At 63.3% G+C, this 15,009-nt stretch carries 15 protein-coding genes; 13 read left to right on the top strand and 2 right to left on the bottom strand.

All coding sequences use genetic code 11. The annotated features are described in order from the left end of the window. The first annotated feature begins 223 nt into the window (after positions 1 to 223). Together CH276_RS00370 and CH276_RS00365 are read left to right on the top strand one after the other, a co-directional pair. Positions 224 to 793: a MerR family transcriptional regulator gene (locus CH276_RS00370; RefSeq protein WP_303396048.1), complete on the top strand. Its 570-nt coding sequence runs from the start codon at positions 224 to 226 to the stop codon at positions 791 to 793. A 13-nt stretch (positions 794 to 806) separates the two neighbouring features. Beyond that, entirely contained in the window at positions 807 to 1,850 is a 1,044-nt protein-coding gene (locus CH276_RS00365; RefSeq protein ID WP_306436749.1) for a DUF6615 family protein, read from the top strand. 134 nt (positions 1,851 to 1,984) lie between these two features. Here CH276_RS00365 and CH276_RS00360 read toward each other — a convergent pair whose 3' ends face one another. After that, the gene (locus tag CH276_RS00360; RefSeq protein ID WP_052049301.1) at positions 1,985 to 2,851 is read right to left on the bottom strand and encodes a phosphoadenosine phosphosulfate reductase domain-containing protein; all 867 of its coding nucleotides are present in this window, start codon (positions 2,849 to 2,851) and stop codon (positions 1,985 to 1,987) included. A gap of 1,066 nt (positions 2,852 to 3,917) precedes the next feature. On the opposite strand from CH276_RS00360, the gene CH276_RS00355 reads away from it, so the two are divergent. The 4 genes from CH276_RS00355 to CH276_RS00335 all read left to right on the top strand — a co-directional run bounded on the left by CH276_RS00355 (position 3,918) and on the right by CH276_RS00335 (position 7,446). Beyond that, positions 3,918 to 4,673, top strand: coding sequence for a MinD/ParA family ATP-binding protein (locus CH276_RS00355; RefSeq protein ID WP_441344163.1), 756 nt, complete (start codon positions 3,918 to 3,920; stop codon positions 4,671 to 4,673). Between the two features lie 750 nt (positions 4,674 to 5,423). Continuing rightward, on the top strand, positions 5,424 to 5,873 hold the full coding sequence (locus CH276_RS00345) for a hypothetical protein (RefSeq protein ID WP_032364830.1): 450 nt from the start codon (positions 5,424 to 5,426) through the stop codon (positions 5,871 to 5,873). Next, positions 5,870 to 6,730 carry a hypothetical protein gene (locus tag CH276_RS00340; RefSeq protein WP_032364831.1) on the top strand — a complete coding sequence of 287 codons (861 nt, stop codon included), beginning with the start codon at positions 5,870 to 5,872 and terminating at the stop codon, positions 6,728 to 6,730. The genes CH276_RS00345 and CH276_RS00340 overlap by 4 nt, the downstream gene beginning before the upstream one ends. Continuing rightward, the gene (locus CH276_RS00335) at positions 6,730 to 7,446 is read left to right on the top strand and encodes a hypothetical protein (protein WP_032364832.1); all 717 of its coding nucleotides are present in this window, start codon (positions 6,730 to 6,732) and stop codon (positions 7,444 to 7,446) included. Before CH276_RS00340 ends, CH276_RS00335 begins: the two co-directional genes overlap by 1 nt. Positions 7,447 to 7,748: 302 nt before the next feature. On the opposite strand, the gene CH276_RS29210 is transcribed toward CH276_RS00335, so the two are convergent. After that, the gene (locus CH276_RS29210; RefSeq protein ID WP_254923898.1) at positions 7,749 to 8,138 is read right to left on the bottom strand and encodes a WhiB family transcriptional regulator; all 390 of its coding nucleotides are present in this window, start codon (positions 8,136 to 8,138) and stop codon (positions 7,749 to 7,751) included. 283 nt (positions 8,139 to 8,421) lie between these two features. Here CH276_RS29210 and CH276_RS00325 point away from each other — a divergent pair, with 283 nt between their 5' ends. The 7 genes from CH276_RS00325 (at position 8,422) to CH276_RS00295 (ending at position 14,852) form a co-directional block, all read left to right on the top strand. Then, positions 8,422 to 9,522 (top strand): ATP-binding protein, encoded by a 1,101-nt coding sequence (locus CH276_RS00325; protein ID WP_032364833.1) that lies wholly within the window; start codon positions 8,422 to 8,424, stop codon positions 9,520 to 9,522. Beyond that, entirely contained in the window at positions 9,519 to 10,778 is a 1,260-nt protein-coding gene (locus CH276_RS00320; RefSeq protein WP_032364834.1) for a vWA domain-containing protein, read from the top strand. The genes CH276_RS00325 and CH276_RS00320 overlap by 4 nt, the downstream gene beginning before the upstream one ends. Then, positions 10,775 to 10,963, top strand: coding sequence for a hypothetical protein (locus CH276_RS00315; protein ID WP_032364835.1), 189 nt, complete (start codon positions 10,775 to 10,777; stop codon positions 10,961 to 10,963). Before CH276_RS00320 ends, CH276_RS00315 begins: the two co-directional genes overlap by 4 nt. Next, a complete protein-coding gene (locus tag CH276_RS00310) occupies positions 10,960 to 12,162 on the top strand; it encodes a hypothetical protein (RefSeq protein WP_032364836.1) in 1,203 nt (400 codons plus the stop codon). Before CH276_RS00315 ends, CH276_RS00310 begins: the two co-directional genes overlap by 4 nt. Positions 12,163 to 12,212: 50 nt before the next feature. Beyond that, positions 12,213 to 13,508, top strand: a complete 1,296-nt coding sequence (locus CH276_RS00305) for an AAA family ATPase (protein WP_032364837.1) — start codon at positions 12,213 to 12,215, stop codon at positions 13,506 to 13,508. 29 nt (positions 13,509 to 13,537) lie between these two features. Then, positions 13,538 to 13,873, top strand: a complete 336-nt coding sequence (locus tag CH276_RS00300; protein ID WP_032364838.1) for a hypothetical protein — start codon at positions 13,538 to 13,540, stop codon at positions 13,871 to 13,873. A 676-nt stretch (positions 13,874 to 14,549) separates the two neighbouring features. Next, complete coding sequence (locus CH276_RS00295) at positions 14,550 to 14,852, top strand: hypothetical protein (protein WP_032364839.1); 303 nt, start codon at positions 14,550 to 14,552, stop codon at positions 14,850 to 14,852. Positions 14,853 to 15,009: the final 157 nt, after the last annotated feature.

Genomic DNA, 15,009 nt, shown 5'->3' with positions numbered 1-15,009 from the left:
TCCGATCCAGGCGGGTCACGATAGCCGTCTTCCTCGCGGTGTTTCTGCTCTTCAGGTTCGGTGTTCCTCGTCTTACGCCGTTCATCGGATGGCTGCTCGGTTTGTCCACCGAGTAACGGTGCGGGCCAAACGTGCAGAGCTGGCCCGCTGGCCGGGAGAGAAAGGAGAGTGATGTCGAGCGGTATCGTGCATCGAACGATCGATTAAAGGGTGGGTGCGAGTTGTGAGCTGCAGCGAACAGGGTTCGTTCGAGGACATCGTGCCGGGGCTTTTCAAGACCTCGAACGGCATCGCCGACGACGCCGTGAACGGGTGTCCGGGGTACAAATCGCCCCAGGTCCAGCAAGTGACTGGGGTAACGTACCGCCAGCTCGACTACTGGGCCCGTACAGGGCTTGTGTCACCGTCGATCCGCGCTGCATCCGGTTCGGGATCGCAAAGGATGTATGCCTTCTCCGATATCGTGGTGGTCAAAGTGATTCGTCGCCTGCTCGAGGCCGGAGTGTCTTTGCAAAATGTACGCATTGCGATCGAGTGCCTGCGTGCGCGTGACGCCCAGGGTCTGGCATCTGTGACCCTGCTCTGCGACGGTATTTCGGTGTACGAGTGCACATCTGACGACGAGATTGTGGACTTGTTACGCGGTGGGCAGGGCGTGTTCGGCATCGCGCTCGGGCATACAGTCGCGGACGTGGCTGCCGATATCCGTGCGCTCCCTGCAGTCGCTGCGGGAAGCGGCAAGGTCGCCGGGATCGACGAACTGCGATCGCGACGCGACCGCAGGACCGCTTGAAATCGACTACGGAATGAGTAGACACCCTCGGACCAACCATATGGTCCATGCAATGAATTTCGCTGCTTCCGACACGTGGGACCTGATGGAGACGGGAATTGCAGGCGGCATCGGACCTGGAGAAGAGACGCTCACCGATCTCAATTTGATTCGGTTGCAGACTCACATTCCGTCGTTGCGAGTGACGAAGTTCGACAAGGCTGTCGAAGCGGGAAACGGCGCAGATTGGGAGTGGTGGATCGGTTCTTCGGCCGAGGAGCGGTGGATCAAGCTCCGAATTCAAGCGAAACGCGCAAGTCACGATGCCGACATGTACGAGCAGCTCGGACACACAGTGAAGGGAGTCAAGCAATACGACAACCTGATCTTCAAGAGCCTGACCGAAGATGCAATTCCGCTGTACGTCTTTTTCAACGGGTGGCCCGAGGACAGGTTTCTCGTGGGAGGCCACTATCACGATGCGATCGCACAAAACCTCAGAGCGGTGCACGGTGGGCACGTTCCGTACCCGTTGTGGGGCTCGTTGGACTGGGGGTGTGCAATAGCCGCGGCGCAGAAAGTCAAAGCGATCCACGGCGATCCATCGGTATCGGACTTCCCGGCGGCTCTCATCCCCAGGAGACGCCGCAAAAACAAGCGCTACATCCCCCGCTATCTCGTGCACTCGACCCCCTGGGCATACCTCCTGCACTCCGGATCTGGAGGCGCGACACCCACAATTCGACAGGTGGCCGAAAATCTTCACCATATGGAGGGAAACAGATCGCCGCTCACCGACGACGCCTTCGAGGAAATGACCCATCCTCTGCCGTCAAGAGCAGCCGAGCAGGCCGCCTACAACGGCGGGTTCTCGATCCGGAAATCTCTCACCACAGTCGATGAAGCGCGCCATGCTGAACGTCTCGTCACCGCGAGGGAATTCGCTCGCGAGATCGGCAGAGACGATCTCGTGGGTCGGATGCTGAACCTGACAGATGAGACCGAGCGGACAGGACCGGGATATCGACTGTTGTTGGAGCTCAACCCTGAAAGCTCATTTTTCATGAGCCAGGGATAGCGGCGGTCGCCGGATGTGAGATCTCCTGGTTCGACACGAAAAAGTAGTCGGAGGCCACCGTGTGGTGTGCCTCCGACTCACCCTGTGCAATCTCAGTACCAGGAATGCTACACGCGCACAGTCGATATGGCGATCTACACGAACTCGCGTATTCGAGGGAGCACTGCGGCGATCTCCTCGAACAGGCTCGGCCAACCTCGACGCAGACGAGTGACCCTGCCCGATTCGAGAAAATTTCCGTCGAGAATGTGTGAAACCCGCAGATTCGCTGCAGGTGCGCCCAGCGCGGCCAGTTTGGCGTAGACAGGGTTGCTCGGAAGCTCGTGCTGATGGGAATAGGCCAGCACATCGTCCGCGGACCAGTCCCACACCGGACCATAGGCCACAGTTCCATCGTTGCGGCGAACCGTCCCCCCGTGGTGTCGACGCTGCTCCGCTTTGTTGCTGCAGCAGCTCGCGCCTTGGCAGCGCTCGTTGATCTCACGTGCGAGAGCGGAGTAGTACATCGACCACCTGCCGGTTCCTTTCCTGGATTCGTCTGCCCGCACGCCCCAGACCTCCCCGTCACCGAATTTGGTGTGCGCAGCCCGGGCAGGCTGCGCAATCAAGGTCTCGAAGCCTCGCGCGGGTACATGAGCCGACGGGCTACCGCCGTGGTCCCATTCCCCGGTCCGGGCCATCACAGTCAACAGCGTTGGTTCAGCGCGAATGATGTGCAGGTCCAGTCCCAGCTTCGTCGCAATCTGCTCGACGTAGGCGTAGGTCTCGGGGTATTCGAGACCGGAATCGAAAAAAGCTACCGGGACATCTGGGTCCGCCTGACGGGCGAGATCAACAGCAACGACGGAATCCTTTCCACCGCTGAATGCGACGTACCCATCGAATTCGTCGAGGTGTTCGGCCACGCGATCGACGATCGTCGAAATGTCATGTCGCGAGGATCGAAGGGACCGCAGGCGAGTGAGATCGAGGCCGTCGAAATCGTTGCTACGCACCGCCACAACGATAGTCGGGACACGGACACTTCAGACTGGACGAAGCAGAAGCTGCTACCCCGAACAGGCGGAATTACCGGTTACACAATGGGCGTCCGTGTGGTCGCTCGGCAGCAGTTTTCGGGTTGTTCGAGGTGTCCGGTGCCGGTGTTATGTTCGCCCGGATATCGTCCGTTGAATGAGCAAGAGGAAGAGGTGGCGACCGATGAGTCCCACAGAGTCCGACCCAGGCAGCGCGTTGCCCCGGTGGGTAGTTGATCCGTCGGCGGCGAACAATGCGACCGATCAGTCGAACGATTCCGAGCCAGAAGGGGGGTCGGAAGATCGCCACGATGGGCAGGACAGTGACCTCCTCCAGGACTCAGGTGCAGGTCAGCCAGAACCCGCCCGTGAACAGCCTGTAGCCAGCGAATTCGTGCCAATCGACGCACCCAGAATCGCAGCCGACAACGCTGATGAAAACGTGTCAAAAAACGTACCCCAAGCCCGGTCCAAAGTCGCATCCGAAATCGTGCCGAGAGACCGGCCCAGCGCCGCACCCAGCAGCTCCCCCTCGGCGAGCCAGCCCAATTCTGGTGCTCATCGACCCACCTCGGAGCCGGCCCCACGGCCGCCGCGCGTCAACGATGGTCAGGTACCAATACCGGACCGGCCCTCGGCCTGGCCAGGGCAGGGCGGCTCCGCACCCGCTGTTGAGCAATGGCACACCAACAAGTCGGCCGGCAGTTCAGCACCGACATCTCACCCGGAGCCAACAAGCGCCCCCGACTCTCCGGCAGTGACAGCTCATCGCCCCTTCACCTCGCAGCCCGTTCAGTTGGTAGAACCAGTGCCCACAGCAATTCCGACAGCAAGGCCGACAGCAGCTGTTGCCCCTCCGCGGTCGATCGACGAACTGGAGCTGATCCGCCGTGCGCAACTGCCACCTAGCAAAGGTTGGCGACGATGGCTCTACCGACTCTCCTTCGGTTCAGCCAATCCCGGCCAGTCGCCGGCTGAACTCGAGTACGAGCAGCTCCTGCGCCGCGTACGGCAACCGGTTCGAGGGAACTACAAGATCGCAGTCCTCTCCATGAAGGGCGGGGTCGGAAAAACAACCACGACAACAGGGCTTGGATCGACCTTCGCAGCACTGCGGGGCGACCGCGTCATTGCCTATGACGCCAACCCAGATTTCGGGACGCTCGCGTACCGCATTCACCGAGACAGTGACCGCACAGTGCGAGACTTGCTCGCGGACAAAGAAGTACACAGCTACTCCGACGTACGGAGCTACACCTCGCAAGCGCGAAGCAGGCTCGAAGTTCTTGCAAGCGAGCGTGATCCGTCCGTTTCCGAAGCATTCAACGAGCACGACTACACCGCCGCACTGCGCATCCTCGAACAGTTCTACAACATCATCTTGACCGATTGCGGCACCGGTCTCATGAACTCGGCCATGGCAGGCGTCCTCAAAGAAGCCGACGCACTGGTCCTGGTCTCCTCCGCAGCCAAGGACGGAGCACGCAGCGCTGGGGCGACCCTCGAATGGCTGTCGCGACACGGCTTCGACGACCTGGTCAAACGCACCGTCGTCGTCATCAACGAATCACGGAAGGGCTCGACCGCCCTCGATGTCGAGCAACTCAAGTCCTACTTCGCAGAACGCACTCGCGCCGTCCAGGTCGTCCCGTACGACGACCACCTTGCCGAAGGCGACACCATCGATCTCGAGTTACTGGGCAAGCCTGCACAACGCGCGTTCGTTGAGCTGGCTGCTCTGCTCGCCGACGACTTTCCTGCCAACGTCGGCCGGCACGCACCAGCGCCCGGCCCGAGTCCTTGGTGAGTTGGACTGTGCCGGTGAAAGTTGGCCTGTCCGTAGTGTCCGGGCGCGCCGTTAGAGTACAGATATGGCCGAACTATCAAGGGGCAGAGCAGCGCTCGACGTTGTGACGACCGCCTACGAGGCCGCGACAGGATTTGCGGTTTCGTGGCCACCAACCGGAGTTTCAGGTGACTCCGCGTGCGCGCGGTGCGGTGGCGCGACAGAAGGTTCCGGACGGCGAGTGCGTGAGACTGTGTCGAGAACGTTCACCGGGTTCGACGGGTGGGTAGACGTTGCGGCTCCTACGATGTGTCGCGTCTGCGTTTGGGTGTACACGACAACGGCACTTCGCTCGGACCTCCTGCTGGTCACCAGCGATCCACGGCGTGCCACGAAATTGTCGAAGACCCGCTTACGTCGCGTTCTGGGACAAGCGATCTCTCCGACGTCCGCCGTCGTCGTTCCGTTACGTCCTGGGCGCAAGCACATTCTTCCTCATGCCCGGTGGGGTCGGGTCGCCGTCGACGACATCGCGCTTCCATGGACAGAGCACGACGCGGAACGCCTGAGCGCAGTCGTGCGATTGCGACGGCGAGGGTTCTCCCTGGCCGCCCTTGCGCGCGCAGCGCCGGCATTCAGCACGCTCAAGAACATTCCGCATCGAACGTGGACGTCTGTGTTCGCGGATTGGGACAGCCTCGATCCGTGGCGAGAGCGGCCTGTGTACCTCGACCTCGCAGCGACGGCTTCAACGTCAACCAGAGGCACGGCATGACCCCGATCAGAGCTACGACACCGACCCAAACCTGGCTGGACGCAGCCAGCTTCCTGCCGCCCGTCACCGGTGCAGCAGCAATAGCCGAACGACTGTTGCTGCTGCTGCACTACGGAATCAACTGGGACACCGGGTGGGTGGGACGCCGGAGAGAGCTGTACTGGGACCACCACCTGCCAGACCGAGTCCGGGTCGCGACATACACCGGCGGAGCCGACCTCGATCGATGGTGGAGCACCGTGGCAACCGATCTCGAGTCAGCGCCGTCGACGAAAGAACAACGCCTCGAACTATCGGTCCTTCTACGCGAGGAATCGATACCGGTCCTGACCCTCTTACGGGAAAACACCACCGCCCTCGTACTCCGAACACGGATCGTGGCCGAAGCTGTTCAAGCGCGCCGGGCCACCACAGCGACTGCTACATCGCCCAGGAGGCAGAAGTGACCTCGACCCTGCGCTGGCAGCTCGACATCACAGCGGTCTCGGCGATCTCGCACCGCGGTGAACACAGCGCCACCACAACGACCTTGTTCCGGCGCGAAAAAATACTGCAGCCCAACGGTTCCGCAGCCTTGGTTCCGATTGTGTCCGGCAACTCCTTCCGAGGGGCGCTCCGGCGGATCGGAGAGGAGCTATTACGGGACGCCCTTGCATACGAAGGGCTTCTCAGCTTGTCTGCAGCTCACACACTTCGGAACGGGGGCAGCCTGACCAAGGTCACCGGAGAGCCACTGTCCGGCGAACGGCTCCACCGGCTCCGTACATTGAACCCACAGGTCAGCGTCTTTGGCGGCAGCGGCGGCGGTCGAATGATCGACGGCTGTCTCCGCGTGGGCAAAGTGATTCCGCACGTCCTCGAAACCGACCACCTCATGAGCCGTCCCGCACCTGACCGTGCTGTCTTGAGCCAATTCGACACCATGGCGCTCGAACGATACAGCCGGTTCGACGATTCCACCGATCATGACTTCCCCACAGTCGCCCGAACCGACGCAGCCACCGTCGACGGTAGCTCTCTGATGCGTTACGAGATCGAAACACTGCCTGCCGGTACACGATTCGAGTCCTTCTTGCGTCTCGATCGCGCAACCGATCTGGACGTGGCCTTCTTCTCCGACGTCGTCGGCAGGTTCGTCGAGTCCGGAACCATCGGCGGGCGTACAGCTATCGGACACGGTCTCGTCCGCACCAGCTTCGAGCGGACCCTTCTCGCCGGCGACGACCCGAAGGAGCTCGACTGGCGAACCCATCTTCGAGAGCGCCGTGAGGAGGCGCTGGAAGTCATGGAGGCGCTGACGTGATGAGGCCGTTTGAGGTGAAAGCACACCTGGCGGTCGGACTTGCGCATGCAGCTCCATGGGCGACGAGCCTCGATGGCTTGCTCGCATCCGAGATGTGGGAAGACGAGAAAGCCGCTGCTCGGGGCCGCGGACAGTACCTCGAAGCCGCCGGCCCCGACGAAGTGCCCGCCGATCTGGATCTGCCACTCGCTCGGTGCACTCTGGGGGGAGGCGACGACTGGCATTGGTGCGCTACATACGCCTATCCCGAAGACCCGGTCGACGCCCCGGAAATCCATCACTGGAGCGGACGCCCCGACCACCGTGCGCTCGAGCAACTCTCGAGGTACCGACCATCGGTCATCTCCGACCGGCAGGGCCGATATCGCGCACGCCAGATGCCGCTCCTACTGACCTCCACGCGGACTGTGCTCTGGCGAGGTGTCGGCGACATCGACCGGGTGAGCGCAACCCTGGCATCGATCGATGCAATCGGGAAGAAGCGCAGCCAGGGTGAGGGGCAGGTGCTGAGATGGGAAGTGCATCCCGTCGACATCGATGCCTGGTCGGCCGGCCACCTCCATCCGAACGGCCACCTCGGTCGCCTGAGCCCACGGATCTGTCTGCAGGGCAAACCAACAGTCGAAACAGGCGGTTTGGGCCGAGGCGCGATACGGCCACCGCACATGCACTGGTCGAGAATGCGCGAGGTATGCATGCCATGGACACCCCAGTGACCCGTGAATCGGCACCGGAAACGTTGCGGGACAGCAACTTGTCGGAGTCGAACGCCATACTGACAACTATGCGAATCCGAACCCTCGATGGTCCACCGCTACCTGCCGAAATCTTGGCCCATGCGGCGCGCGCGGTCGTTCTTGCGGACCTTCTCGCCGGCCAAGACATCTCCTGCGGCGAGAAGCTTTCAGCGAGGAGCGACGCAAGTCGAGACGCTTCAACAATCAACCGCGGTTGACCGCGCCGACTATAACGGGGTCGGCATCACCGGGCAGGTTTGACCGGCGACTCGCGCGTTGATTCACGCTGTGCGGGAGCGTATTCGGTACACCTGCCGGGTGGTGATTCCGAGCTGGCTTGCGATGGACTCGACTGGGACGTTCTGGGCCGAAAGCGTGGCTATCGTGAGCGCCTGTTGTTGATGCCGGGTAGGCCGGCTCTCTGTGGCTGTGGTGTGCTGAAGCTCTTGGCGCTCTCGTGGTGTCTTTCCGCCCCAAATGCCGTGCTGTTCGTTGTACGTCAGTGCATGGGCGAGGCAAGCAGCTCTGGCGGGGCATTCTGCGCAGACCCGCTTTGCTCTGCTGGTTGCTCCACCCGGGGGCGGGAAGAACTCCTCGGGGTCTGTCTGTGCGCACAATGCGTCCGAGCGCCATGACGAAATGTCCGCCGCCGCGGGCGGGGGCAGTGGCACGGCGATGGCTGTTTCGAGCGGTGTCACGTGTTGGGTCCTTTCTTTCGGGCGACCCGGCCTTTTTCGAGTGGGTTCGACGATATCGAGGGACCCGGACACTTCACCCAGCACACGTGGCGGTCCGGTGCTTTTTGAGCCCGGACCGCCACTGTCCCCGGCACTGAGTGCGCCGGGGACAGTGGCGGTTGGTGTGACTGGGTGAAAAGCGTTCTGGCGCGGTATGATTGAGGCGTTCTGTTGTTGGCGAGACTGACCATCTTGCCCATCTTTCGAGGAGTTTCAAATGCCGGATTTGGCGACTGCGGTAACTGTTGTGGATGCGTGCGGAAGGGCTGGTGTCCCGTCGTTGTTGATTTCGGGGCCGGGTATGGGGAAGTCGAGCCTGGTTCGAGCACTTGCTGCATCCGAAGGGGTGTTGTGCGAAACGGTCTTGGGGTCCTTGCGGGAGCCTGCCGACTTCGCAGGCCTGCCGGTAGTCCGTGAGAGTGGAGTGAGATTGGAGGCCCCGGATTGGGCGCGACGGCTACATGCAGAGGGCGGGGGCTACCTCTTTCTGGACGAGCTGACCACGAGTCCACCGGCCGTTCAGGCTGCGATGCTGGCAGTCGCACTGGATTTGAAGGTGGGTGATCTGCAACTGCCGAAGGAGACTCGGGTCATCGCAGGTGCAAATCCGCCCGATTGCGCAGCAGGGGGGTACGAGTTGGAGGCCCCCTTGGCAAACCGCTTCTGCCACATCGAGTTCACGCCGTCTGTCGATGAATGGCTCGACGGCATGGCCACGGGTTGGGCAAGCACAGCCTATTCGCGTGCGGTGACCAGCGACGAGCAGCGGGAGGCGTTGGTGCGCAGTTCCATCATCGGGTACATCCAGCGTGCACCCGAGGCGCTCGATGCGTTCCCGAAGGTCGGAGTGCAGACAGGTGGCGCATGGCCGTCTCGGCGCACCTGGTCGATGCTCGCGAAGGTGTTGCCACATCTTCGCGACGATGACAACGCCGCGACCAACGCGGTGGTGTTCGGCCTGATCGGGGAAGGCACCGGTGTCGAGTTCCTCGAATGGCGTCGCAACGCCGACCTCCCCGACCCCGTAGCCGTTGTCGAAAACCCCGAGACAGCGTTCGATTGGCGCTCGCGTCCTGATCTGGTGTGGGCCGTGCTGTCCGGTGTGACGGCGTGGGCGGCCTCGCGCGGCACTGTCGAAGCGTGGCGCAACGCCTGGGGTCCGCTGATTGCCGCCGCCGAGGCAGGAGCGCCCGACGTAGCCGGGGCTGCGGCACGAACCCTGGCGAAAGCGCGACCGGCGAAGGCCTCCGTTCCGGCCAGCGCGCGCCGATTTGCACCGATGCTGGTGGCAGCGGGCTTGGTCGAGGCAGCGGCATGAGCGGTGTGCGCGCGCTCGAACCGGCTGAAATGCGAGCGTTCCGACTCGCACGGCTGGTGTCGGCCGAACACATGCCCTACTTCATGCGCGCCCTGTTCGCAGCCCAACCCGTGGCGGCACCGGGCCTGGGTACCTTCGCGGTGGATGCTCGGTGGCGGCTGTACTTGGACCCGGATCTGTTGATCGGGCCTTGCGCATGGCCGGTGCCGATGGTCGGTGCAGTGCTACTGCACGAGGTCGGGCATCTGTTGCGGGCACATGCTGACCGCGCCGCCGCTCTGGGGAAGCCCATCGATCACCTGGTGTGGAACTTCGCGGCCGACGCCGAAATCAACGACGACCTGTTGGCTGCGGGAGTCGGCCTGCCCGAAGGGGTGATCACCCCTCAATCGTTCGGCTGCCTTCCCGGAGACACAGCCGAGCAGTACTACGACTACCTACGTGACCCGGTTGTGCAACCGATTGCCGTCGAACTCGCTGGCGCTGAAGGCGATCCGGGATGCGGATCAGGATCGGGGTGCCCTGCGGTCCCCGGCGAACTCATCGGCTCGGGAGAAGTGATCACGGAGGGACTGGACAATGCGGAAGCGGACCTGGTGCGCCGATCTGTCGCGCAGGCAGTTCGCGAAGCAGCTGGTACCGGTCGAGGTAGTGCCCCGGCGGGACTGGTCCGGTGGGCAGCTGATGTTCTCGCCCCGCCGACTGTGGCGTGGGATCGTCTGCTACGGGCCGTAATTCGGCGTGCGTTGGCAGAGCAGGCGGGTAGGACGAACTATTCGTACTCCCGTCCCTCCCGTCGTCGCATTCCTGGAATCGTCGCCCCGGCTATGCGGGGGCCGTCGATCACGGTTTCGCTCGTCATCGACACGTCCGGGTCGATGACGAGCGCAGACCTCGATGCCGCGATGGGCGAAGTGGCGGGAGTTCTCAAAGCTGGTGGCATCGCACGCGACCGGGTTCGGATTCTGGCGTGTGACGCCAAATCCACTACGGCACAACACGTACGATCGGTCGCTGATGTGACGTTGGTTGGTGGTGGCGGAACCGATATGAGGGTGGGAATCGCCGCAGCCAACGCTGCGCGCCCTGCACCCCACGTCGTCGTGGTGCTGACCGATGGCGATACACCCTGGCCCGACCGGCCCACGAGGTCGCACCTGGTGTGCGCAATCATCGGCGGCGTCCAGGGTAGGGGCGTCACACCGGCATGGGCATCGACGGTGCACGTGCCAGTCGGATCGGGGGCCACGCGATGAACGAAAGCGGACCCGTGGAACTGCTCAAGTACGCAGACAGGGTGCTCACCGGCACTGGAATCGCCGCCGCCGATATCCGCATCGTCGTCGCCAGCGCAGCGGCCGACGCCGCCACAATGGCGTTGCGCGCAGGGTGGGAGTGCGCGAGCAACGCCCTGATCCTCGTCGACGGTGACGAGCGATGAGCGTGGAGTGGTTCGACCTCGCGCAACGCCTCTACGCCGCCGAGAAGATGCAACCGGTCCCTCGGCTGGCACATGCAACCTTCAAGCCGTCCACGACCGCAGTGGCCGTGCGTGCGGTCACGCGAGGAACAACGCTGGCCGTGTCCGTCGCTCGAGATGGATGCACCGAAGAGTCCGCGCACGACACCGAGGCTCTGGCCCTGCTCGCTCGCAACGGGGCAACGACGGTGGGTACGGCTGAACCGGCCATGCTGCTCACTGATGACGCCGCGACGATACCGAGCCTGCTGGCCCTGGCGCGTGCGCACGCCCACCACCCTGATCCGGACATAGCGGGGGCTGCCGCCATGATCGGATGGTGGGCCGATCGGGCCGACCATCCCGGAACGTCGGCGGTGATCGATCTGGTTGCTGCGTCGTCCTCGCGTCTGGTCCTCGGCACTGCGCCCGACGCCGAGCGAGCGGCCCGAACATGGCGTTCCTGGCTCGGCATTACCGACGAGAGCGTCGCAGGCCTGCATGAGTGGGCAGCGTGCATCGCAACGGGACCGCTGTTGCCGCTTCTCGATCCGATACACGACGATGACCGATACTCCTGGGATCGGACATTGTCGGCCACGACTGCGGGCCACGACTGGTCACGGCCGGACAACTCAGCTAGTGCAGCCATGGGACTACGGACCCGATGCGATGCCGCCGACCTCAAAGCCGCTGCGTTGCTGAGTGATCCACTGTGGCGAGTACGAGCGCTGCACACGGGACACGTGGCCCAGGGCATCGCATCGGTGGCGGCACCGCCGACAGGTTCACGCCGCCGCAACGTTTCGGTGTCGGTGACCTGCGACCGGCTGGACTCGAGGATGCGGGTTGATTCGGCAGTTACGGGATGGGTCGGATCAGCACTCGATCAATTCTTCGAGCGCTTCTCTGCCGACGTCACGTCCGCACAGGTGGTCAACGGCAAACTGACGCTCGGTCTCGGCTCGGTCGGAGCGCACGCACCGAACGACGGAGACCAGGTGACCTTGATGCCCCAACCGCCTTCACCGGCGACGATGCGAGCAGGACGGGCGAGGTACTGGAATCTGTACCGCGCTCGCCGTTCCTGGCTTTCGACCGGACAAGCCCCGAGCGCCGTGCGCCGCGAAGTCCCGCTCGATGTCCTGATAGCGGGTGCAGAGGATGTCCAGGATCACTAGGGGATCAAAAATGTTCACTGACAACACATTAGAAGAAGAACGGCACAACAATGCGTATCGTCGCACCCCGAACGGACACCCCGAAAACCGCCGCAACACCTTTCACGGGAACCGAACCGTCATCGCCCGCCCACTGGCCCGGATCACAGATCATGGCCGACCCGATCACTGCACGCGTGCTGTTCTCTGTGTGGTCCGGAGACCCCGCCGTCGTCGTCCCGTCACCACCGGGCGCAGGAAAAACTCGACTGGTCGCGTTGCTCGCCGCCGCCTTGGCCCATCGCGCAGACCTACGGGTGGGTATCGCGGCGCAAACCCGAGAACAAGCCGTGGAAATCGCACGTCGGCTCGGCGCGCTGACAGATCGAGCAGCGTTGATCTGGAAAGCGAAAGCGCCCCTCCCCGACAGTGGAAACACTCCCGTAGTGGCAGGACGAAAAGTGCGGTGGTCGAATGAGACTGGCGCAATTCTCATCGGTACCACGGCGCGGTGGCTCTTCTCGGACCCGGACCGAATCGGTGCCGATGTGTTGATCGTGGACGAAGCATGGCAATGCACCTACGCCGATCTGGGGGCGCTCGGCGCGATGGCTCGACAGGTCGTCTGCGTCGGAGACCCCGGACAGATCGATCCGGTGGTCACAGGAGACGTATCGCGGTGGGAGGGCAGCGAGACCGCACCGAACCTGCCTGCCCCCCTCGCTCTGCAAGCAGCTCACGGCGATTCGGTCGGCGTGGTCCGTCTGCAACACACCTGGCGTCTCGGCGCGAGGACAACGGCCCTCATTCAACCGCTGTTCTACCCCGGCCTGCCTTTTACTTCCCGTCGCCCACCGGAGCATCTGACCGATTCCAGCGGCCCCGACCTGCCTGAACTCGCGCATCGGCCAGTGCGGGTCATCGGAGGCCCAACCGACCCCGTCCTGGCCACACAGTGCGCCCTGCGCGCGCGAGAACTGCTGGACGCCGATGTGACCACACCGGACGGGCAGCGGGCCATGACAGCGGCGGACCTGGCTGTCGTCGTCCCTCATGTCACGCAGGCTGCCGCTGTCCGGGCCTTGCTCTCGGATCACCCCGACGTACTTGTCGGCACCGCAAACTCTCTGCAAGGCCTCGAACGCGCCGCCGTTGTCGTGTTGCACCCGCTTGCCGGGTACCGGACAGCCGAGCCGTTCAATCTCGACTCCGGCAGAGCGTGCGTGATGCTCACCCGCCACCGAGCCCACATGACCGTGGTCATCGATGACGCCACCGCCCACGTCCTCCAACACGCCGAACCATCCCCGGCTCACGCCATCCATACCGGCCTGATGGCCGCACTGCACTGCACGCCCATCGTGTAGCGATTCCCACAAAAAGAAAGGCACACAACATGTCCGACGCATCTATCGAGTACAAGGCCGAGCGACTACCTGGCATCGAGACGTCGAAAGAACTCCGCGCATCGGTCGAGGGACGCGAGCGTCCGCGCATCGGCTACACCCTCGATACCCGAAGCCGGGACAACGGTGTTCGAGCGGCCAACGCTGCCGAAGGGCTGATCGCATACGCCAGGCCGATCGGCCTCGAAACCGAGGAGCTGACAACGGTGTTCGGAGACTTTCTGGGCGACCTGCGGCACCTTGCCGACGCCGTCGGCGTCGATTGGGACGCCGTGGACGAACGCGGTCAAGACCACTACCGCTGCGAGCTGTACGGGACCGAGTAGGGGACGCCTTGGGGAGAGGAGTGAGCGGCGGTTCGGTGCGCCGGGTCGCTGCTCGCCCCAGGCCCGTCCCCGGCACTGGGTGCGCCGGGGACGTTTTCGCTGCTGAGCCCTAGCGAACTCCGGGTCCGGTGGGTAGTGTCCTGGCGTATCGGCTTGGTGGGTGGTTCCACGAAGCCGCGGCGTCGACCATTTCGTTGTTGTCGCCGTTTTCACCAGATGAGCGGACTGACCATCCGACTTCCGAGAAGAGCAGAGGTGTGTCGAATATGAGAGTCCTCGTCCGGATCGACGGTAGGAATCATGGACCTGCGAGCAGTTCGGGTTCGCCGCGAGACTGCGCGCTGGCCGTAGCGCGTGGTGTGGCGGCAGTGTTGGCGGTTTTTGCTGCATTTGCCGGATTGGCCTGGGCTGCACTGCTACGCCGGACCGACCATGCCGCCATCGACGGAGATCCGCGCCGTGTAGCGATGGTGTTCGCCGCTTCTTGCTCGGCGTGTGCTGTAGCAACTGGGATCGAGTGGCTGCTTCGACGCCGCAGTGGCGCAATGGATACCGATCCCGTCCAGGGTGTGCGACCACCGAGAGAGGCTTCGTCGCAGCGCCACCGGACTGTGAACTCGAACAGTCGGGCGGCAGGGGAGTTCGACAGACCGGAGCGTCTGGCCGGTGCGACATCGTGACGAGAAAATTCGCCCCCGCACTTCGGATCGAGGTGATCGTCGTCCGCGATCCAGATGGTCCTACCCACATCCAAGTCTTCGTCGACGGTGTTCCGGCTGCAGCAACACAATTTCACATCGACGCAGGAAGGGGATGGACGTGGGGCGACTGGGCCGACACACGAGACTGCGATCTCGCGGTCATCTCATCCGGAGCGCGGGGAGCGCTCGAAGACGCCTACGACGATCCCCCCGGTGGTGACGCCGTCCGCGGCAGGATCGGTGACTGGCTGGACGGCGCTGAAAGATCGGAAAATTAAGCAGCAGAGTGATATCGCGCCGCGTTGTTGGTCGCATAGCGGCACAGAGACCAGTCAGAAATTGATCGACAGACCGACCATCTGTCCCACAGAAACGGGAGTACCCATGCAATCCTCGATCTCGACAACGCGGCCGCCCTCGGTCGACCTCTCACCG

The sequence above is a fragment of the Rhodococcus sp. 06-470-2 genome (genome assembly GCF_002258235.1).
Classification (GTDB): domain Bacteria; phylum Actinomycetota; class Actinomycetes; order Mycobacteriales; family Mycobacteriaceae; genus Rhodococcoides.
This window is presented reverse-complemented; position numbering and strand designations above follow the sequence as displayed.